Consider the following 16,982-nt stretch of genomic DNA (forward strand, 5'->3'; position numbering starts at 1 on the left):
CTCCCGGCGCAGGCCTATAAGCTATCCGTCATACTGTGACAAGGCGGCATGCGACATTATGCCCAGACGCGACATGCGGGCTCGGCCGCCCATGTTTGAGGCAATCATGATGCTTGATCGGGCTCTACGAGATCGCGATGATCTCAAGTTCCTGCGCGCCGACGCTGACGACATCCCCGACAGCCTTGCCCATCAAGACCCTTGCGACCGGAGACACGTAGGAAATCGACCCTGCCTTGGGATCGGCCTCGTCCTCTCCGACGATGCGATAGGTCTGCACGCGGCCATCGTCGCGGCTGAAGGTGACCGTATTGCCAAACGCCACGACGTCGGATGAACTAGGGTCCGCAACGAGCTGGGCGGTGCGCGCCCTTTCGGCGAAATAGCGCAGATCGCGCAAGGAAGGTGCGGCCTGACGCCGGCGTTCGTTCACGTCTTCGATCGCGCTTGCGGCATGATAGGCTTCGCGCGCGTGTTGAAGCTGCGCCTCGAGATCCTTCAATCCCGCTTCCGTCACAAGGTTCGGATGAGGCGAAATCGGGCGGTCAGGTATCAGGGTTTCCGAAGCGGTTTCGAAACTCTCTTCCTTGGTGAAGGCAACGGCCAATCTCAAACTCCGTTTGGGGGTGATGCGCTCCGGCGGCCCATGATCGGACGGCGGCCTCGCGTCTGTCAGAACCCAATATAAGGTAACAATGGATCAACCGGCAATATTCTGCCATCGGCGGCCAGTGCCGCTCCGGATCCATGTCGAGGAGAGAGCCTGTCTTGATCACGAAGGCCCCGCTTCGTCCGCGCGCCGTCTCCTTCGATTTGGCCTGGCCGCCGCACCTCCAAGGGTCCGGCGGCCAACCATGCGCAAACGGCTGAAGGCTTACACCTTCAGGGCTTCCAGGAGATAATCATACTCCCACTTCACGATCGTTTTTTCCTCGTCGGTCCCTTCGACCGCCAATTGGGCGCAGGAAGCCGATTGCGCCAATGCGGCGCCCGTGCCCATATGAACGCAGGCCAGAACGGCCTCGATCGCGGCTATTTTCGGCGCGTTTGCCGCCGCCGTCCGGCTGACCAGCATCGTCGCCTTCACCCTCTCCAATTCGTCCACCAGCTTGGTCAAGTTGCCGGAACCGCCGCCGGGATATTTTTTCAGGTCGTCGATGATGTCCAACGCCGCACCATAGGCCTCGGGATTGGGCTCGAGAACATCCACGACATGGTTGGCAAAATCGACCGATACCGAGAATGCCGTCTGGGTCGGCACGATATTGGAAAGGGCCACGAAACGGATGACATCGGCCTTGTCGACGTTCGGCGGCGCCGACGTCAGCACGTCGAGCGCGGTGGCTTCTGTCTTCCCGTCGAAGAGCTTGACCAGCTCGGGACCGGGGATGGCGCCGCAGGAGATCGCCCTCGCCGCGGTGGCAATATCGACCGATGGCAGCGCGGCAGCCTTCGGCAGTGTGAGACGGCGTCTGATAGACGCCGAGAAATCCGTCTCCGCGAATGCGGCGTTGCTCGAAGCCTGGCCGATGGCAAAATAGGTGGTGACGGAGCTGCCGGAACTGGGAAAGGAAACGACGGTCGAATAGCTGTCATCCGTTTCCTGGGCGGTATAATTGCTCATCCCCGTACCGTCCAGGGTGAGCCCTCCGGAATTCGCTCCGGTATAAGGGATGTCGAAACTGATCGTCAGATAGGTCTGATTGTCGCTGAAATAGTAGACGACAGATCCTTGGGTTCCAGTGGCGGACCCCTTCGCCCCTTCGGCATAGAAGTTCGCGGTATTGCCGTTCCCAATCTGAGTGGGTGGATTGGTGGCCCACTTTCCCCAGGAAAGGGAGCTGCTGGTCAAGGTAAGGATTCCACCAGAATTGTTCTGGAGATTCATGTGGCACTGCATATTCTCTGACATGATAGCCTCCTCATATATGGATCGATCGCCTCGATAGCTGAAACCAGCTCTCCCGACCGGAGCGGCGCCCTTCCGTCGGTATTTGCGACTGCATCCTCCCGGTCTCGCCGGGAGACTATCCCTTGGTGTCGACTGCGATCCGGCCGGCAAGTTCGCCAAGGCTGGAACGCCCGAGAAGCTCCGCCAGAGGGAGCTCCCGTCCCCAGCGCTCCCGCAGGAGCAGCTGCAACTCGACCGCCATGAGTGAATCGATACCCTTGCGCACCAGCACGTCCTGCTCTGCAAAGGCGGTGGCCGGCAGACCCAGGATCTGCGCCGCGCAATCGGCAAGGTCGCGAAACGCAAGCCGAGAGCGCTCCTCCCGGCTCAGAGCCGCCCGGTCATCGATCGAGATCGCAGCCGCCGTCGGCTGCAGGGTACGATCGTCGGGCGCCAGCGTCGGAAACATCCAGGCATGCCGCCGATGACTCCGTGCGAATTTTGCCCAATCGATGCCAGCGCAATACAGCATGTCTTGCGGACGGCTGATCAGGTCCGCCAAAAGAGGCTTTCCCTCCTCGGGCGTGATGGGCAGCAGGCCTTGCAGGGAAAAGACATGCGCGAGACGGTCGTCGGCGGCCATGCCGACCGACCACGGCCCCCAGCCGATGCTGAGAGCCGGAATGCCCCGCATTTCCAGCCGTCGGACAAACGCGTCGAGATAGCAGTTCGCAGCCGCATAGGCCGACTGCCCATAGGCCGGGAACAGTCCGGAAATCGAGGAATGCACCAGGCAAAGATCGAGTGCCGCGCCCGCGGGCTCAACCGCGTCGAGAGCGTCGATCAGATTCGAAAGACCCAGCACCTTGGCGCCGAAGACATGGGAGAAATCGCGGCGGCGCATCTCGCGAAGCGGACGATCGGCGATGGCGGCGGCGGCATGCACCACGCCGCGAACGGCGGGAAACTCCGCTTGCGAGACATCGAGCAAGGCGGCCCTGCACGCGACGGTATCGGCGAGGTCAAAGCCCAGCGGCGCTATTCTGACCCCGCGGGCTTCCCATTCCGTCAGCCAGTCGATGCGCTCACGCAAGACGGGATCGGTTTCCTCTCGCCAGCCGGAGCGCGGCGGAAACGGCGTCTGTCCGCACAACACCAGGAAGCGGGCGCCGCGGTCGATGAGATATTCCGCGCTCAGCCGGCCGAGCGCGCCGAAGGCGCCCGTGACCAGATAGCTCGCATCGGGCCGCAGCCAGACCGGACCGCCACCCTCCGTGGCCGGCGCCCGCACCAACTCGGGTCGCCACCAGAACCCCTTCCGCCGCAGGAACTGTGTCTGCCCGGTCCGTGTGTTCACGAGGTTGAAAAGCGCCTGCGACCAGGAAGCGGCATCCCCGTCCTCGAGATCGACGAGGCCCCGCCAGCGGCCGTTTCCTTCGGCATCGATCAGCGTCCGGCCAAGTCCCCACAAGCCGGACTGGGCGGGCTCCGGAGCGGCCGGATCATAGGCGCCCCGTGTGATCAGCCAGAATTCGGCATCGGCGGCGGCTATCTCCGCCTGTTCGGCACAATGCTGCCCAAACGAGGTCAAGACCTGAAGCTCATCGGCCAGCGCGAGCCCGCGCCAGTCGAGTGCCTGGAAATCCAGCACCGTCAGGGTCCTGGCGTGATCCGAAGCATCGAGCTGCCTGATGGCATCGGCGCGGGAGGCGGCCGCGTCGGCCAGAAAGACGTCCTCTCCCTCTGCCCTCAGATAATCGGCAAACGCCGCCGCCGCGCCTTGGCGATCCCGCCAGATCAGCCATCGCCTCGGTTTGACGACTGGCGGCGGGAACGAGCGTTCGTCCACCGGCTTCCATTCGATGCAGAAGGCGAGATCCGCCGGCCTCTTTCCGCCGCGAAGCGCCGACGGCATCGGAACGGTCTGCATGGTGACGGCGCGAAACCGGGCGACAAGCGTGCCATCGACGGCCCGCAGCTCCAGATCGGCGACGGATTCGCGCTCATCCCGGCGCAGCAGGCTGGCCACTGCCGTGAGCGGAAAATCGGTATCGCGCAACGCCCGGTTCAAGGTCACCTCCGCGATCGCGACGGGAAGACGCTCATAACCTTCCTGCCCCTCAGCATTTCCGCGAGCCAGCTCCAGGGCCAGCATGACCTGGAAGGCGGCATCCAGAACCGCCGGGGGAATGAAGCAATCGACGGCCGCAGTACCATCAATCGATCCGATGGCGCCGGCCGGTCCGGTTTTCACCCAGCGCAGCCGGCGGAAGGCCGGACCATATTCAAATCCGAGCGCCGCCAGGGTTTGGTAATATTCGCCGGCATCCTGCGTTGCCCAATTCTCGGTCCCCGCAAGGCCGGCGAACCGCTCCATGCCCTGGCCATTGCCTGCAATACGAGGCCGCAACGCGACGCAATGCGCCTCGGCGATCAGCTCATCCTCGCCGTTCTGGATGCCGATCACGCCCCTCTTCGCGTCGAGCCGGGTCGTCAGCCTGACATCGGCCTCTTCCGACAGGATGACGCCGCGATACAGGCGCAGCTGCGACAGGCCAACCGTTCCCTCCGGCATGGCTTGCCGCAACGCCGCATGCATCATCTCGACGAATGCCGCCATCGGCATGCGCGGCCGCCCCAGGACAACATGATCCGCAAGGGCAAAGCGCGTCAGATCGACGTCATCGACATCCCAGATATCGGCGCTTCCCGGCCGCGCATAACCGAGAAAGGCGGAGGTCGGTACCGCCAGCCGCAGCCGCTGTTTGTCATTGCTTTCGCTCCAATAGCGCGCCTTCAGCCATTGAAGCCCCGGAAGCGGCGGCGAAAGTGCGTCCGGCGCGGTCGGACTGCCGAACAAGGCCGGCCAATCCGGCTGGGCTGCACCACTGACCTGGACGCGCCCCAGGCATTCGGCGAAAGCCAGAGCTTCGGGATAGTTGCGGCGCAGCGTGCGGATCAAGCTGACGTTCGAACCGGCCAATGTTTCCTGCAGATAGGCGGCGAGAACCGGATGCGCGCTGATTTCCAGCACGGCCGACACGTCCTCGGCCACCAGCTGACGGAACGCCGGAAGAAAGGCCACCGTCTCGCGAAGATTTCGCCACCAATAATGTCCGAACTCCAGAGTCTCCACCGCCTCGATCGCACCTCCCGTCACGCTGGAATAGAGCGGCAGACGCGCGGGCTTGAAACGAAGATCCGCAATCGCGGCGCGGAACTCCGCCTCCAGCGGCGCGGTCAGCGTGCTGTGATAGGGTACATCGACATCGAGTATCCGCGTATGGATGCCCGCCTGCTGCAGGTCATCCAGCAAGGCGGAAAGTTCGGAACTCCCTCCTGATACCGTGACAGCCGATGCGCTGTTGATCGCGGCAAGACACACGCCGCGCGCCTCAGCGAACGGGGCGACCACCTCCTGCCCGGCGCTGACTGCCGCCATGCGGCCGTGGCCGGAAAGCTGACCGAGCAGGCGGGCGCGATGAAAGATCAGGGTGACGGCCGTCTCCAGATCGATCGCGCCGGCGACATGAAAGGCCGCGATTTCGCCGACGCTGTGCCCGCAGACACCATGGTCCGGACGCAGGCCGAAGGAGATGAGAAGGCGGGTCAGCGCGATCTGGAAAAACAGGTTGATCGGCTGGGCGAGACGCGCCGGCAACCCTTCCGCATCTTCGGGAAGTGCCGCTATCTCGGCGAAAAGCGATCGCCCGCCGATCCGCCGATAAACGTCGTCGCATTCTTCGAGGGTTTCGGCGAATACCGGGAAGGTCTGCGCAAGTGCGGCCCCCATGTCGCGCCATTGCGGCCCCATACCGGAAAAGACCCAAGCCATTCCGCCCGTCGCCGAAAGGTCGCGATCGCCCTGTATCCAGGCCTTCGCCTGGGGACGGCGGCAATAGTCCCGCAGCTTTGCACCCAGCTCCAGAGGGGTTTCGGCGGCGATGGCAAGACCGGAACGGCCCCAATCGCGCTGGACGGCCATGGCCGAACAGGCCGCGGCGGCATCGAAGGCTTCGGACTGTGCCTCGAGAAAATCGGCAAAGGCGGCGGCCTGCAACGGAAGATGTTCCTGCGTCGGCCCCGACAGGAGCGCGACAAGCGGCAATGCCGCGCCTCGCTCAGGCGCCGAAGCGGACGGCCGATGTGATACGGAAGCATGTCGCACCGGCGCCGGGCCGAGAATGACATGGGCGTTGGTGCCGCCGAAGCCGAAGGCGCTGACGCTCGCATAGGGCTGGCCCTGCGGCCACGCCGCCGCCTCCAGCGGCAGTCGCAGACCAAGATCGCCCAAGGCTAGATCGTCGGGGCTGCATTCCCAATGCAAATGACGCGGAACCATGCCGCGGCGCATGCTGAGAACCGATTTCATCAGGCCGGAAATCCCCGCGGCGGCTTCGGCATGCCCCATATTGGTTTTGACCGAGCCGACCAGAAGCGGTCCATTGCGGCGCGGCTGGCCGAGGGTCTTGCCGAGCGCCAGAAGCTCCGCCCGATCCCCCGCCCTGGTTCCGGTTCCGTGAGCCTCGGCAAAGCCGATGGCATCCGGGGACACTCCGGATCGATCGAGGCTGGTGGTGATCAGGGCCGCCTGCGCCTCGGTGCTCGGGAAGGTGACGCCGACCGATCCGCCGTTCTGGTTGACCGCTGTCGCCTCGACGACGGCAAGCACCGGCCACCCCTGCGCGAGCGCTCTCTCCAGAGGCGCCAGCAGGATAAGGCCCGCCGCCTCGGACCGAACATAGCCGTTGGCGCGATGATCGAAGGCACGGCAGCGGCCATCCGGCGACAGAAATCCGCCACGGCTCTCGAACGCCGTGTAATAGGGTGAAAGCTGCAGCTGCACCCCGCCGGCAAAGGCCAGCTCGCTCTCGCCGGCCGCCAGGCTGTTGATTGCCAGATGAACGGCAACCAGCGACGACGAGCAGGCGGTATCCACCGTCATGCTCGGCCCCGTCAGCCGCCAGCAATAGGACAGCCGGTTCGACAGCAGCGTCTGGGTCGTACCCGTGGCGGTATGGGCGGTCGCAACGCTGCTTTCCCGGTCGCCGAGCTGCAGCAGAAGATAATCCTGGGTGAAAGCACCGACGAAAACGCCGACAGGACGCCCCGCCCATCGGGAGGGCCGGAATCCCGCTCCCTCCCAGCAACGCTGCGCCGCCTCCAGCAGGAGCCGCTGCGCCGGGTCCATCGTCTGCGCCTCGCGGGGTGATATGCCGAACGCCACCGGATCGAAGAGGTCGACATCATCCAGAAACCCGCCCCAGGCGGACAGATGCGTCAAACCACGGACCGCGCCGGCATGTTGATAACGCTCGGCGCGCCAGCGATCCGCCGGAACGGGCCGGATCAGGTCGCGCCCCTGTTCCAGCGCGGCCCAGAACGCCCCGAGATCATGCGCCTCGGCCGGAAAACGTCCAGCCATGGCGAGAATGGCGATCCTTGTCATGGTTGACCTCGCTACGGCACCAATACGAGTGGTAATAGCAGCAATAATTCGTCTTCCGCCGCGGTAACGGTGGTTGTGGTCGCCACCTCGGTCGTCAAGGCCGTCGTGCTTTCCGCGCCCACTCCGGTGGTGACGCTGCTGGTCGTCGCGACAGTCGACGTCGATGCGCTCGTGCTGGCGGGAACCAAACCATTTTCCGTCGCGACAATCTCAGTCGTGGTTGATTGGTTCATGACCGTATCGATCGAAGCGACATTGCTGGAACCGGAGCTCCCGGCTGGATTCTCCGCGGCGTTGATATCCTGCGCGAGCAAATCGGGATTGGGATTGGGATTGGGATTAGGATTGAGGTCGGCAGCGGGATTAGGATTGGCGTTGGCGTCGAGGTTCGGCGCGCCCTGATCCTCGTTGGGCTGCGGCGCGGGATCAGGGTTCTGATCGCCGTTGGGCTGCGGACCGGGTTCGGGGTTCTGATCAGCTCCCGGATTGGGGTTATTGTCACCGGGCGGGGGTTGGTTTGCAGGATTGCCGTTATTGGGGTTGGGAGCCGGAGGGTTATTATTTGCCGCCGCCGCATTTTGATAGGCTTCACGGACATTCATGGCGCCGCAGGCAATGGTGGCGCCCCCTGCGGCAATGCCAAGATAGGTGGAGGCCGTTTTGGCACCGGAGCTGCTGTCAACCGCCGAAAGGGTGACGCTGGCTGTCGCCGCAACGCCCGAGAGCATCCAGCACACCCCGCCGGCCACGCCGACCGGGACATGTCCGCTCGGGTCGATATAGCTCGCCGGGCTGTTCAACACATAGGCATTGTCGTTCAGCGCATCCTGCCGCGAAGGCGACCCCGCCAGCCTGTCGTCGGCACTGTTGAAGCGCCCGTAAACCGGATGGAAGCTGCGGCTGCCCATCCAGTAAAGGCCGGTATAGGAATCCAGCTCCTTGCCGGTATAGAGATAGAACGGCAGGTTGGCGCTGCCGGAGGCGGTAACCTCTCCGAGCGGCGAATAGGTGAAGCTGGACACCGCCTTGCCCGATCCGTCCGACGTCAGGAGCGTGCTGCGCTGGTCGTCGGTATGCAGATAGACCTGCCCGTCCTGATCCGAGCTGGTCGACCATTGTGCAAAAGCGGCTTGCTTGACCGACAGCGTCCTCACCGGCGACGACGATCCGTTCGTGATGACATCCGTATACCAGGGCGACACGTAGACTTTCTCCGTGCCGTCGGAGAGCGTCGACGTCAGATGCCGGCCGGCATAATCATAGCTATAGGCGGTACCCGTCTGGTCTCCGTCCTTGAGCGCGCCGGTCATCTGCCCGCGCATGTCGAATGTCATGGTCATGGCCGACTGGCCCGAAGGGGTCAGCGTCTTCATGTTCCCCATATCGTCATAGGTGGCGGCAAAGCCGTTCGTACCTTGCGCCGATAGCGCCTTGCTGCCCGAATAGCTGTAGCTATTGCCCTCGTAACCCGTCATGTTACCGGCATCGTCGTAGGACAAGCTTGTCGTATTGCTGCTTGCGGCATCGGTGACGCCGGTCAGGCGAAGGCCGGTATATTGATAGGAAAGCAGGGACTTCGCCTGGCCGCTACTCGTATCGTTGGCCGCCGTCAATTGACCGAGCTTGTTCCATTCGAAGCCGCGTCCGAGCAAGACGTTCTTATCGGCATCCGTGACGGTCAACGAACGGAGGGAATTGTCGATGTTGCGGGTGTAACTGGTCGTCACGCCATTGCCATAGGTCGCCGTGCCCACCCCTCCGGAAGCCGTGTAATCGGAGAAGGTCGCTCCCGCCCCATCCACGAGACCGACGCCTGACAATCGCAGTCCCGAGAAACTGCGGTTCACCACGCTGCTGTCCGGATTGGTGATCTGAGTGAGCCGCCCGATCGGATCATAGACCTGATCCGTCTCGTAGCTGCTGGAGACGCCCGCCACCTGCAACTTGGTCGCGGCCCGCTTTCCATAGGCTGTGTAGGCATAATCATATTGGCTTTCGGTCACCTTCTGATCGTTTTGCAGCAGGGCGCTGGTGAGGCGATTCTGGCCGAAGGCAACCGCGGAATCGTCATAGGTATAGGATCGCTGCTGCCCGTCGGAATCGACGGTTGTCTGCAGCCGGCCGATCAGGTCATAGGAATAGGTGAAGCTTCCGCTCGGCTGCGTCTGCCCCCCGAGAAAGCCCGATGTCAGATAGGAGCTGGTCGTCGTGCCGCGCGTCGGATCGGTCTGGGTGAGCACGCGACCCAGTGAATCATAGCCGGCGCTATAGCTGAGCGCCGTGCCGTCCTGTGTCAGCGGCGATGTCATCCCCGTCTGCTGGCCTATCAGATTGTACTGGAACGTCGCCTGGCTCGTGATCCCCTGGAACGCCGCCGTCATCGGCAGCAGCTTGTTCTTGGCGTAGCCGTAGCCGACGGTTACGGCATTGGCGTCCGAGGTTCCGGCAGCCGAGGTGGTCACAACCTGAGAGCCGGTGGCCGTGGCGGTATAGTTCTTGGTCGTCACCACCTGGTCGCTGCCGTCCTCGCCGAAGGGCTGGATGGTCTTCGACGGCCTTCCCAGCACGTCATACTCGTTGTCGACGAACGGGGCCGTATCCCCTTCGAAATAGGGAACCGCGGCCTTGCGGATCTTGTTGCCCTCGGAATAGGCCAAGGCGCCGATGATCGTCTCGGATTCGCCCGGATTGGTCGTGACGCCGACGCTCTTGCGTGCCAAGCCGTCGAAGGACCAGCTGCTGGAAAGCATGTTGCGCTCGCTGCCCGCCGGCCAGGCGCTGAGCTGGCTCACCGTCAGTGCGGGCAATCCGCCGGACCAGGCGTAGGCATATGACCGCAATGTCAAGAGGTTGTTCGAAGGCGCCTGACCGACCACCAGGGACGAGGCGCACGCAGTATCGAAATTGCCGGTCGTCCGATTGTCGGGATAAGGTCCCTGTTCGGCGGATTGCCGCCCGAAGTCGTCGAGGCAGGTCACCCTGGTGACATTATTGGGATCGGTGCTGACCGAGACCTTGCCGAAGCGGGGATCGTAACCGTACTGCCAGGTCAGGGAGCCGGTGGTGCTTGTCGTCGTCGCCTTGGTGATCGGATAGGTCTGATAGGTCGTATCATAGGTCGTCGTGGTCACTGCACCGGCCGGCGTCGTCGCCGTCAGCTGGTTACCGAACCCGTCATACGTATAGCTGTTGGTGAGAAAGACGTTGTTCTGATTGTCCCACTTCCCCAAGGACAGGAGATTGTAGTTCGCATCATATGTTCTGCTGGACAGGGAGAAGTCGGTATTGCCATTGAACTCGCTGATCGTGGTCAGATCGTTGGCCGACGATACCTTGAGATAGGTGAGCACCCCCAGATGCCAATTGTCGGTATCGTTGATGTAGGCGCCGAGCGTATAGACGACCTTGGTGGAATCCAGCGGGTTGTTGTTGGCATCGACCAGATTTTGCTGGGTCTTGACCGTGACGTTGCCGTAATCGTCATAGGTATAGGCCGTGCCGACCCGGTTCGCGGCCGCGCATTGACTATAGGCGATCTTCTGATCGCTGGTCTTGTTGATCAGCCAGATCGGCGTGGCCTGGGGCGAGGTGCTGGTGGCGGTCTGGACCTGCTGGTAGGCGCTTGCGCCGCCGCCGAATGGTGTCCCATCGGAGCCACAGGTGGTGGAGCTATGATCGTAGATCGTCATGCCCGCGCTCTTGCCCGTGAACGGGAAGGCCTGCAGATAGGAATGCACCTTGCGCCGATTGCCCGAGCCGCTATCGACCACCGTGCTGGCAAAGCCCATCCAGCCACGGCCGCCGGTATCGAAAAGCCCGTCGCGATAGGAAAACTGGTGCGCGTAGCTGAATGCGAGATTGCTCGGCACGGCCGGATTGTCCGTTACCTGCATCGTCTTGACGACGTGATAGAAGCCACCGAGCTGCGCGGCCGACCGGAAGGTCGGAACCGTGCCGCCCTGCTGGATCGGCGGATAGTTCTGGAACTGGCTGAGCGCGGTCGGTTGCGTTTCCTGATAGACCGAGGCATCCGACAGGGGCGCATAGGCGACCGTATAGCTGCCGCCGGCGGAGCGCACCGCGCCCGTCATCATATCCGGCATCGGACCGCCCGCGACCCCGACATAGACGTTCGTATCGCCTATGCCGACCATGTCGCTCAGCCCGTCGGCATTGGCGTCGCCCAGAAGGCGGGTGGTGGTCGCTGCCGCCCCGCCGCCGGTGTTCGGCCAGGGCAACGACGTATCGTTCCAGAGATTGTCGATGAAGCCATGACCGTTCGACAGAGCGGCGATGACGCCGTTTGCGGTGACGCCGACGAGATCGGCCAGTCCGTCGCCGTTGACGTCAGCGAGCATGCGCTGATTGGAGGCGCTCCAGGTCCCGCCGGCAAAGGTGGTGTTCCAGGGTTCCGTGCTGTCGAAGGCCGCGCCGGTGGACAATGTCACATAGACCTTGTCGCAAAAGGCGATGACGTCGGAGAGGCCGTCGCCATTGGCATCGGAGATCATCAGCGGTGTGGTCGACGTAACAGGCTGCTGACCGCATAATGCCTTGTAGCTCTGGCTTCCCCAGCTGTTGATATCGAAGCTGCTGCCCGTGGACAGCGCGACCTGGATGGCCTGGTCGTTGCCGACGACGAGCAGATCGGCGCTGCCGTCCCCGTTCATATCCGTCAGCTTGTAATTGCCGCCGGACACCCCGAAACCGGTGATCCAGCTCTGCTGCGCGGCAAATGTCCCATCGCCGACCCCGAGGGCCACCCATGCCGTTTCGTTCTTGATGCCGACGATATCCATGATGTGGTCGCCGTTGACGTCGGCCAGCATCACCGGATCGCTTGAACTCCAGCCCTGGGACGAGCTGAAATACGGTAGGGTCGAGCCTGTCTCTGTAAATTTCGTGCCATCGGATAGAGCTGTCACCACGCCCTTGCTCGAGATCGCGACGATATCGGCGAGGCCGTCGCCATTGATGTCGGCGACCATCCGCTGGTTGCTCGACCAGCCCTGACTGGCCGAAAAATTATCGATCCACTGCGTCGGTGCGCCGAAGGAGGATGCGCTGCCAAGCGACACCTGCACACCGCTGGAAAAACTGAAGCCGACGATATCGAGGAAACCGTCGCCGTTGACGTCGGCGACGGTGAACGGCACCGATGTGCCGTTCCAGCCCTGCGACTTGCTGAAGGCGTTGCTGAGCCAGTTTTGCTTGCCGGTATAGGCGAGAGCCCCATTGCTGTAGGTAAATGTCGCCGGAGACAGCGGCACGGCATTCGTTGACGTCGACGAGTAGCGGGTAACCGACGTCAGCCGGGAGCGATTGGTCGCGGCGCTGGTATCGTAGGTCAGCCGATAGTCGCTGACGAGACTTTCCCCCACGAAGGTCTGTATGTGGCTGACGCGGGCGTTCATCAACACCACCGAGCCGCCGATATAGATACGCTGCGCCTCCGGATTTGCCTCATAGAGGAACCGAACGAAGCGGTCCGCCTGATGGGAGCCGTTCGACGTGTAGGCGATCTGCAGCGGATAGGCCCTGTAGTCGGAGTTGCCGCTGTTCAGCGGATCGGTCGTGTAGGTGAAATCGACGATATTGCCATTCGGATCGGTCTTGCGGTTGATGGCCCAGGAGCGCACGTCGTCCCGACCCTGGGCAAGAATACGGCTGTCGCTGGTGGCACCGAACTGCATCACGCTGCCGTCGGACGCCTGCACGGAAAAGGATTCCGGTCCGCTTCCCGCCGTCCCACTCGCCGTCGTAACCTGCCAGCTCTCCACCTCGGTCCGATAGATGCTCAGATCGGCGCCATAATCCCCACCCGTCACGATAAGCCGTTGGCCCTGGAGGGCAAAACGATCGTTGCTGTCATAGGCAATCGTGCCGTTTACCCCGTCGATCACTTCAATTCGCTTGGTGCGTTCGATGGTCGGCAATCCGGTCAGCGTCCATCCAACACCCAGGATTCCGCTCAACTGCTGGCTATTGTAAGAAATAGTAATCCTTGGTTGTGATCCGTTAATCCCTGGCGGCAGATCGATCGGCACGACAAAATTGAAGGCGCCATTCTGATCGACGCCTGCCCTCTCCTTCAACGTCCCGGGAACTGACGACTGCGCGGCTGCCGGCAGGTCGAATCCGAAAACGGAGAACAGCGAGAGAGTCAACAGAAAATTCAATATATTCAGCCATTTATGACTGAAATATCTTTTCTGGAGCTTGAATTGAAAGAGCACGAAATCAAAAGGCAAATCATCATTGATTGCGGACCTGAACATCCCGCCCTCCCCTGAGAGTGCTGCCTTACTCCTCAATATTAAGTAGTACTAATATTTTAATAACAACTCAGTGTCAACGAAAAAATGCTATTTTGAGGTGCAAAATTATTGACCTTTACAGGCGCGTTTCCGTAGTGAGACGCTAAGGCCGCGCCGCTATTCGACAATTTGGCATGTGGAACAGAAATTGAATGAGCAAAGGCGTGAAAAATCGAACGACAAGCTGCCAATTCGTCTGTCTGGGCGGCATTCTGTGCACGCGTCAAGACACGCTTTTACGAGGCGCGGGCCGCAATAAAACAGCTCCGTGGCAAAAGAGAGTGAATATGCCGATACAATTGCGGAGTGTATACGGCGCCAGTTAAATTAGCAACATCTTATGTTTTGAAATGTACGAATGCGCCAGAAGGTCAGCCGTGCGAAATCACAACGGCCTACGTTCCGGATGCCCCCACGGCAAGATTGTGAAAGACGGTCGATAGTGATCGCGAGCGGCCTTTCCCCGCGCGCAACGAGGCTCACGCTCTCCGCTTCAAGCCTTCACCAACGCCGTGACACCTTGGCCTGGCAGGAGGCGCGCCATCGCGCTCAAAAGATCCGTCTGCGATATCAGGCCGAGGATGCGATGGTCGGCATCCACGACGATGACCGCATGGGTGCGCCCATCGGTCAGGACCGGCAGCAGCGACAGGGCCGGATCGGCGGCAACGGCCAGGGCCGGTTTCGATATCGACCGTGCGATCGTGTCGGTGTCTTGCGACAATTCGCGTAAACCGACCGTGCCGATCAGGCGGCCTTCCCGATCCTTTACCGGCAAGGTGCGAATATTGTGCTTCAACAGAAGATGCCGCGCATGATCCGGCGCGGCGTCCTCGTCGATGGCGATGACGTCGCGCGACATGATGTCGGCGCAGCTTATGTCTCCATGCGACCGCACGGCCGCCTGCAACTCGACCTGCCGCAACAGGCGGCTGAGGTCCGCCCGGTCGATATCGAAGGTCTCATCGAGCGCCTCGAGAGCCGCATCGACGTCTTCCTCCCGGAAGCCCAGTCGCAAGGGCGGCGGCAGGTCGCGTGTCTGATGCGTATTCTCCACGGGCTTTGCCGCGACATGCGGATAGTTGCGCTTGGAAAGCCTGTGAAACAGCAGGCCGAGGCCGACAAGGATGCAGGAGTTCAGGGCCACGGGCACGAAGGGAAAGAAGAAGCCCCAGCTTGCAACGGCCGGGCCGCCAAGCACGGCCGTCAGGGCCGCCGCGCCGCCGGGCGGATGAAGGCACCGCGTGAAGGACATCGCGCCGATCGCCAGCGAAACGCCGACCCCGATCGCGATGATCGGATCGTGAATGAAATAGGCTGCGATGATGCCCATCATCGCGGAAATCGTATTGCCGCCGACAATGGACCAGGGCTGCGCGAGCGGGCTTGCCGGAACCGCGAAAAGAAGCACCGCCGATGCCCCCATCGGCGCGACGATCAGCGGAAGATGAGGCCCCTGCCCGAAAAGATAGCCGCTGATGACGCCGGTCAGCACGATGCCGATCAAGGCGCCGAGGCAGGCAATCAATCGCTCGCGCAGGGTTGCTCCGGCAAGAATCGGGGAAAACAAGCGGAAGCGGTTCGAGCCTGCCTTCTGGAAGTCTGGATGCTGCATGATGAAACCAGTTTGAGACGAATGTTTCGGGAGTGATCGGAGGGCGGCCAGCTAGCTCGCCATCAGCCGTGAGCCCTTGCTGGCCTCGAGAACCTCATGGAACACATCGAAGGCGCCCGAGCGGTCGCTTTTTCGGTAGATGAGGATCGTCTCGACCTTTGCCAGCGGATGGGTAGGCGAAGCCACCGGCCAATGCATGAGATCGAGAACCGATTTCGGCATGACACCTGCTGCATTCCCTGTCGCCACGCTTGCCAGGATCGCATGGTAGGAGCCAAGCTCGGTCGTGTGCAGGGCGCTCGACTTGCGTGCCCAGCTTTCGGCGATCCGTCGATAGGTGCATCCCGGCTCCAGGGCGGCGAGCGACCCGACCCGCAAGTCTGCGGCGGAGCGGATCGATGGATGGCCGGGCGGCAGGACGAGCACCAGATCCTCGACGAAGACGGGCTCGGCCTCCAACTCCATGAGTTCAGCCTCGAAACCGGCATCCTCGTCCAGCATGGTCCCGGGAGGGCGGGCGATCAGCGCGCAGTCCAGCGCCTCGCGCAGGACATCCCGGGCAAGGTCACGGGAAGCACCCAAGCTCAACTGAAGAGACACGTCCGGCCACATTTGATTGAACCGGCTGAGCGCGGCCGGCAGCCGGCTCGCCGCGGTGCTTTCCATCGTTCCGACGCGCAATGTGCCCGATGGGCGCATAGGCCTGACCGCTTGCCGCGCTTCGAGCGCCAGCGCGGCAAGGCGATCGGCATAGGTGAGAAACGTCTCGCCTTCCCGCGTCAACGTCATCTTCTTGCCGTCGCGGCTGAAGAGCAGGACACCAAGATAATCCTCAAGCTGCTGGATGCGTGTCGTCACGTTCGACGGCACGCGCCCGACGGCTTTCGCCGCCTTGGTCACGCTGCGGTCGGCGGCGACGGCAAGAAATATCTCGATCGATGAAAGGTCCAAGGAAAAGATCTCAATTTTGGAATAAAATGGACATTTCGTTCTCTATATAAAAATCATCACCGCTGCTCAAGCGGGTTTTGCCTCATCGAATCCATCATTGGGGGGAACATCCGGTCAGCTGCTGATATCTTCACAAGAATATCCGCCTTGCCTGCGCGCTTCATGCACGCGTCGGCTGGTCTGAGTGCCGAACAGAAGGGCAAATCGCCCTTCAAACCGGCAATGATGGATAGCGGCACCTCGATTTCGTCACGCGGATCGTCGCTTTGCCATTGGCACATGGATTGCTTCTCCAAGCCGACGCTAGAAGAGATGGATATCCATGCTGCAAGTTCTGCCCTCCTTGCTCCTGAGCATTGCCCTCGGACTGAGCTGGAACAGGTTCCTGCTCACATTTTCGAGTAAAGGCGACAGTCTGCAAAACCAGATGCCGGTGACGATGGTCGCTGCTGCCGTCAGCCTGTCCGCTCTTGCGCTGTCGGTCGCCGACAAAGGACCATTGCTGGGAGGGGCGATCGTCTTGCTCGGCCTGGCGCTCGCCGTCATCAGCAAGGGCCTCTCCCGTCCCGCTGTCATCGTCGGACTATCGGCCCTCAGCCTCGCCGCCTATGTGCATGTCAGCATGCATCTGTCCTAGTGGCCCTTCCAGCCGCTACGCCTGAAGACGCAGTCCAACTGCCCCGATCACGATCCGCGCATCCGTCACTTTTCAGCGCGGCTTTCCCATTCGCTGAACAAAAGAACCCCGGTCTGCGTTAA

Annotated in this window: 8 protein-coding genes; 1 reads left to right on the forward strand and 7 read right to left on the reverse strand. The window is 62.1% G+C overall.

The window, feature by feature from the left end:
• Positions 1-124: 124 nt before the first annotated feature.
• From greA to FHX11_RS18335, 7 genes are all read right to left on the reverse strand, one after another.
• Positions 125-607 (reverse strand): transcription elongation factor GreA, encoded by a 483-nt coding sequence (greA, locus tag FHX11_RS18305; protein ID WP_184359099.1) that lies wholly within the window; start codon positions 605-607, stop codon positions 125-127.
• Positions 608-874: 267 nt separating this feature from the next.
• Positions 875-1,852 carry a hypothetical protein gene (locus FHX11_RS18310; RefSeq protein ID WP_184359101.1) on the reverse strand — a complete coding sequence of 326 codons (978 nt, stop codon included), beginning with the start codon at positions 1,850-1,852 and terminating at the stop codon, positions 875-877.
• Between the two features lie 175 nt (positions 1,853-2,027).
• Positions 2,028-7,340: a type I polyketide synthase gene (locus tag FHX11_RS18315; RefSeq protein WP_184359103.1), complete on the reverse strand. Its 5,313-nt coding sequence runs from the start codon at positions 7,338-7,340 to the stop codon at positions 2,028-2,030.
• A gap of 11 nt (positions 7,341-7,351) precedes the next feature.
• Positions 7,352-13,618, reverse strand: coding sequence for an FG-GAP-like repeat-containing protein (locus FHX11_RS18320; RefSeq protein ID WP_246781067.1), 6,267 nt, complete (start codon positions 13,616-13,618; stop codon positions 7,352-7,354).
• A gap of 532 nt (positions 13,619-14,150) precedes the next feature.
• A complete protein-coding gene (locus FHX11_RS18325) occupies positions 14,151-15,272 on the reverse strand; it encodes an HPP family protein (protein WP_184359107.1) in 1,122 nt (373 codons plus the stop codon).
• Positions 15,273-15,323: 51 nt separating this feature from the next.
• The gene (locus FHX11_RS18330; RefSeq protein WP_184359109.1) at positions 15,324-16,223 is read right to left on the reverse strand and encodes a LysR family transcriptional regulator; all 900 of its coding nucleotides are present in this window, start codon (positions 16,221-16,223) and stop codon (positions 15,324-15,326) included.
• A gap of 56 nt (positions 16,224-16,279) precedes the next feature.
• Positions 16,280-16,504 carry a hypothetical protein gene (locus FHX11_RS18335; RefSeq protein WP_184359111.1) on the reverse strand — a complete coding sequence of 75 codons (225 nt, stop codon included), beginning with the start codon at positions 16,502-16,504 and terminating at the stop codon, positions 16,280-16,282.
• Between the two features lie 41 nt (positions 16,505-16,545).
• On the opposite strand from FHX11_RS18335, the gene FHX11_RS18340 reads away from it, so the two are divergent.
• Positions 16,546-16,860, forward strand: a complete 315-nt coding sequence (locus tag FHX11_RS18340; protein ID WP_184359113.1) for a hypothetical protein — start codon at positions 16,546-16,548, stop codon at positions 16,858-16,860.
• Positions 16,861-16,982: the final 122 nt, after the last annotated feature.

This window comes from Rhizobium sp. BK602, assembly GCF_014195095.1.
Taxonomy (GTDB): Bacteria; Pseudomonadota; Alphaproteobacteria; order Rhizobiales; family Rhizobiaceae; genus Rhizobium.

Bases quoted from the DNA above. Each gene is read 5' to 3' on its own strand.
- FHX11_RS18320 (WP_246781067.1), bottom strand. From the start codon at position 13,618: ATGTTCAGGTCCGCAATCAATGATGATTTGCCTTTTGATTTCGTGCTC.
- FHX11_RS18315 (WP_184359103.1), bottom strand. From the start codon at position 7,340: ATGACAAGGATCGCCATTCTCGCCATGGCTGGACGTTTTCCGGCCGAG.
- FHX11_RS18335 (WP_184359111.1), bottom strand. From the start codon at position 16,504: ATGTGCCAATGGCAAAGCGACGATCCGCGTGACGAAATCGAGGTGCCG.
- FHX11_RS18340 (WP_184359113.1), top strand. From the start codon at position 16,546: ATGCTGCAAGTTCTGCCCTCCTTGCTCCTGAGCATTGCCCTCGGACTG.
- FHX11_RS18325 (WP_184359107.1), bottom strand. From the start codon at position 15,272: ATGCAGCATCCAGACTTCCAGAAGGCAGGCTCGAACCGCTTCCGCTTG.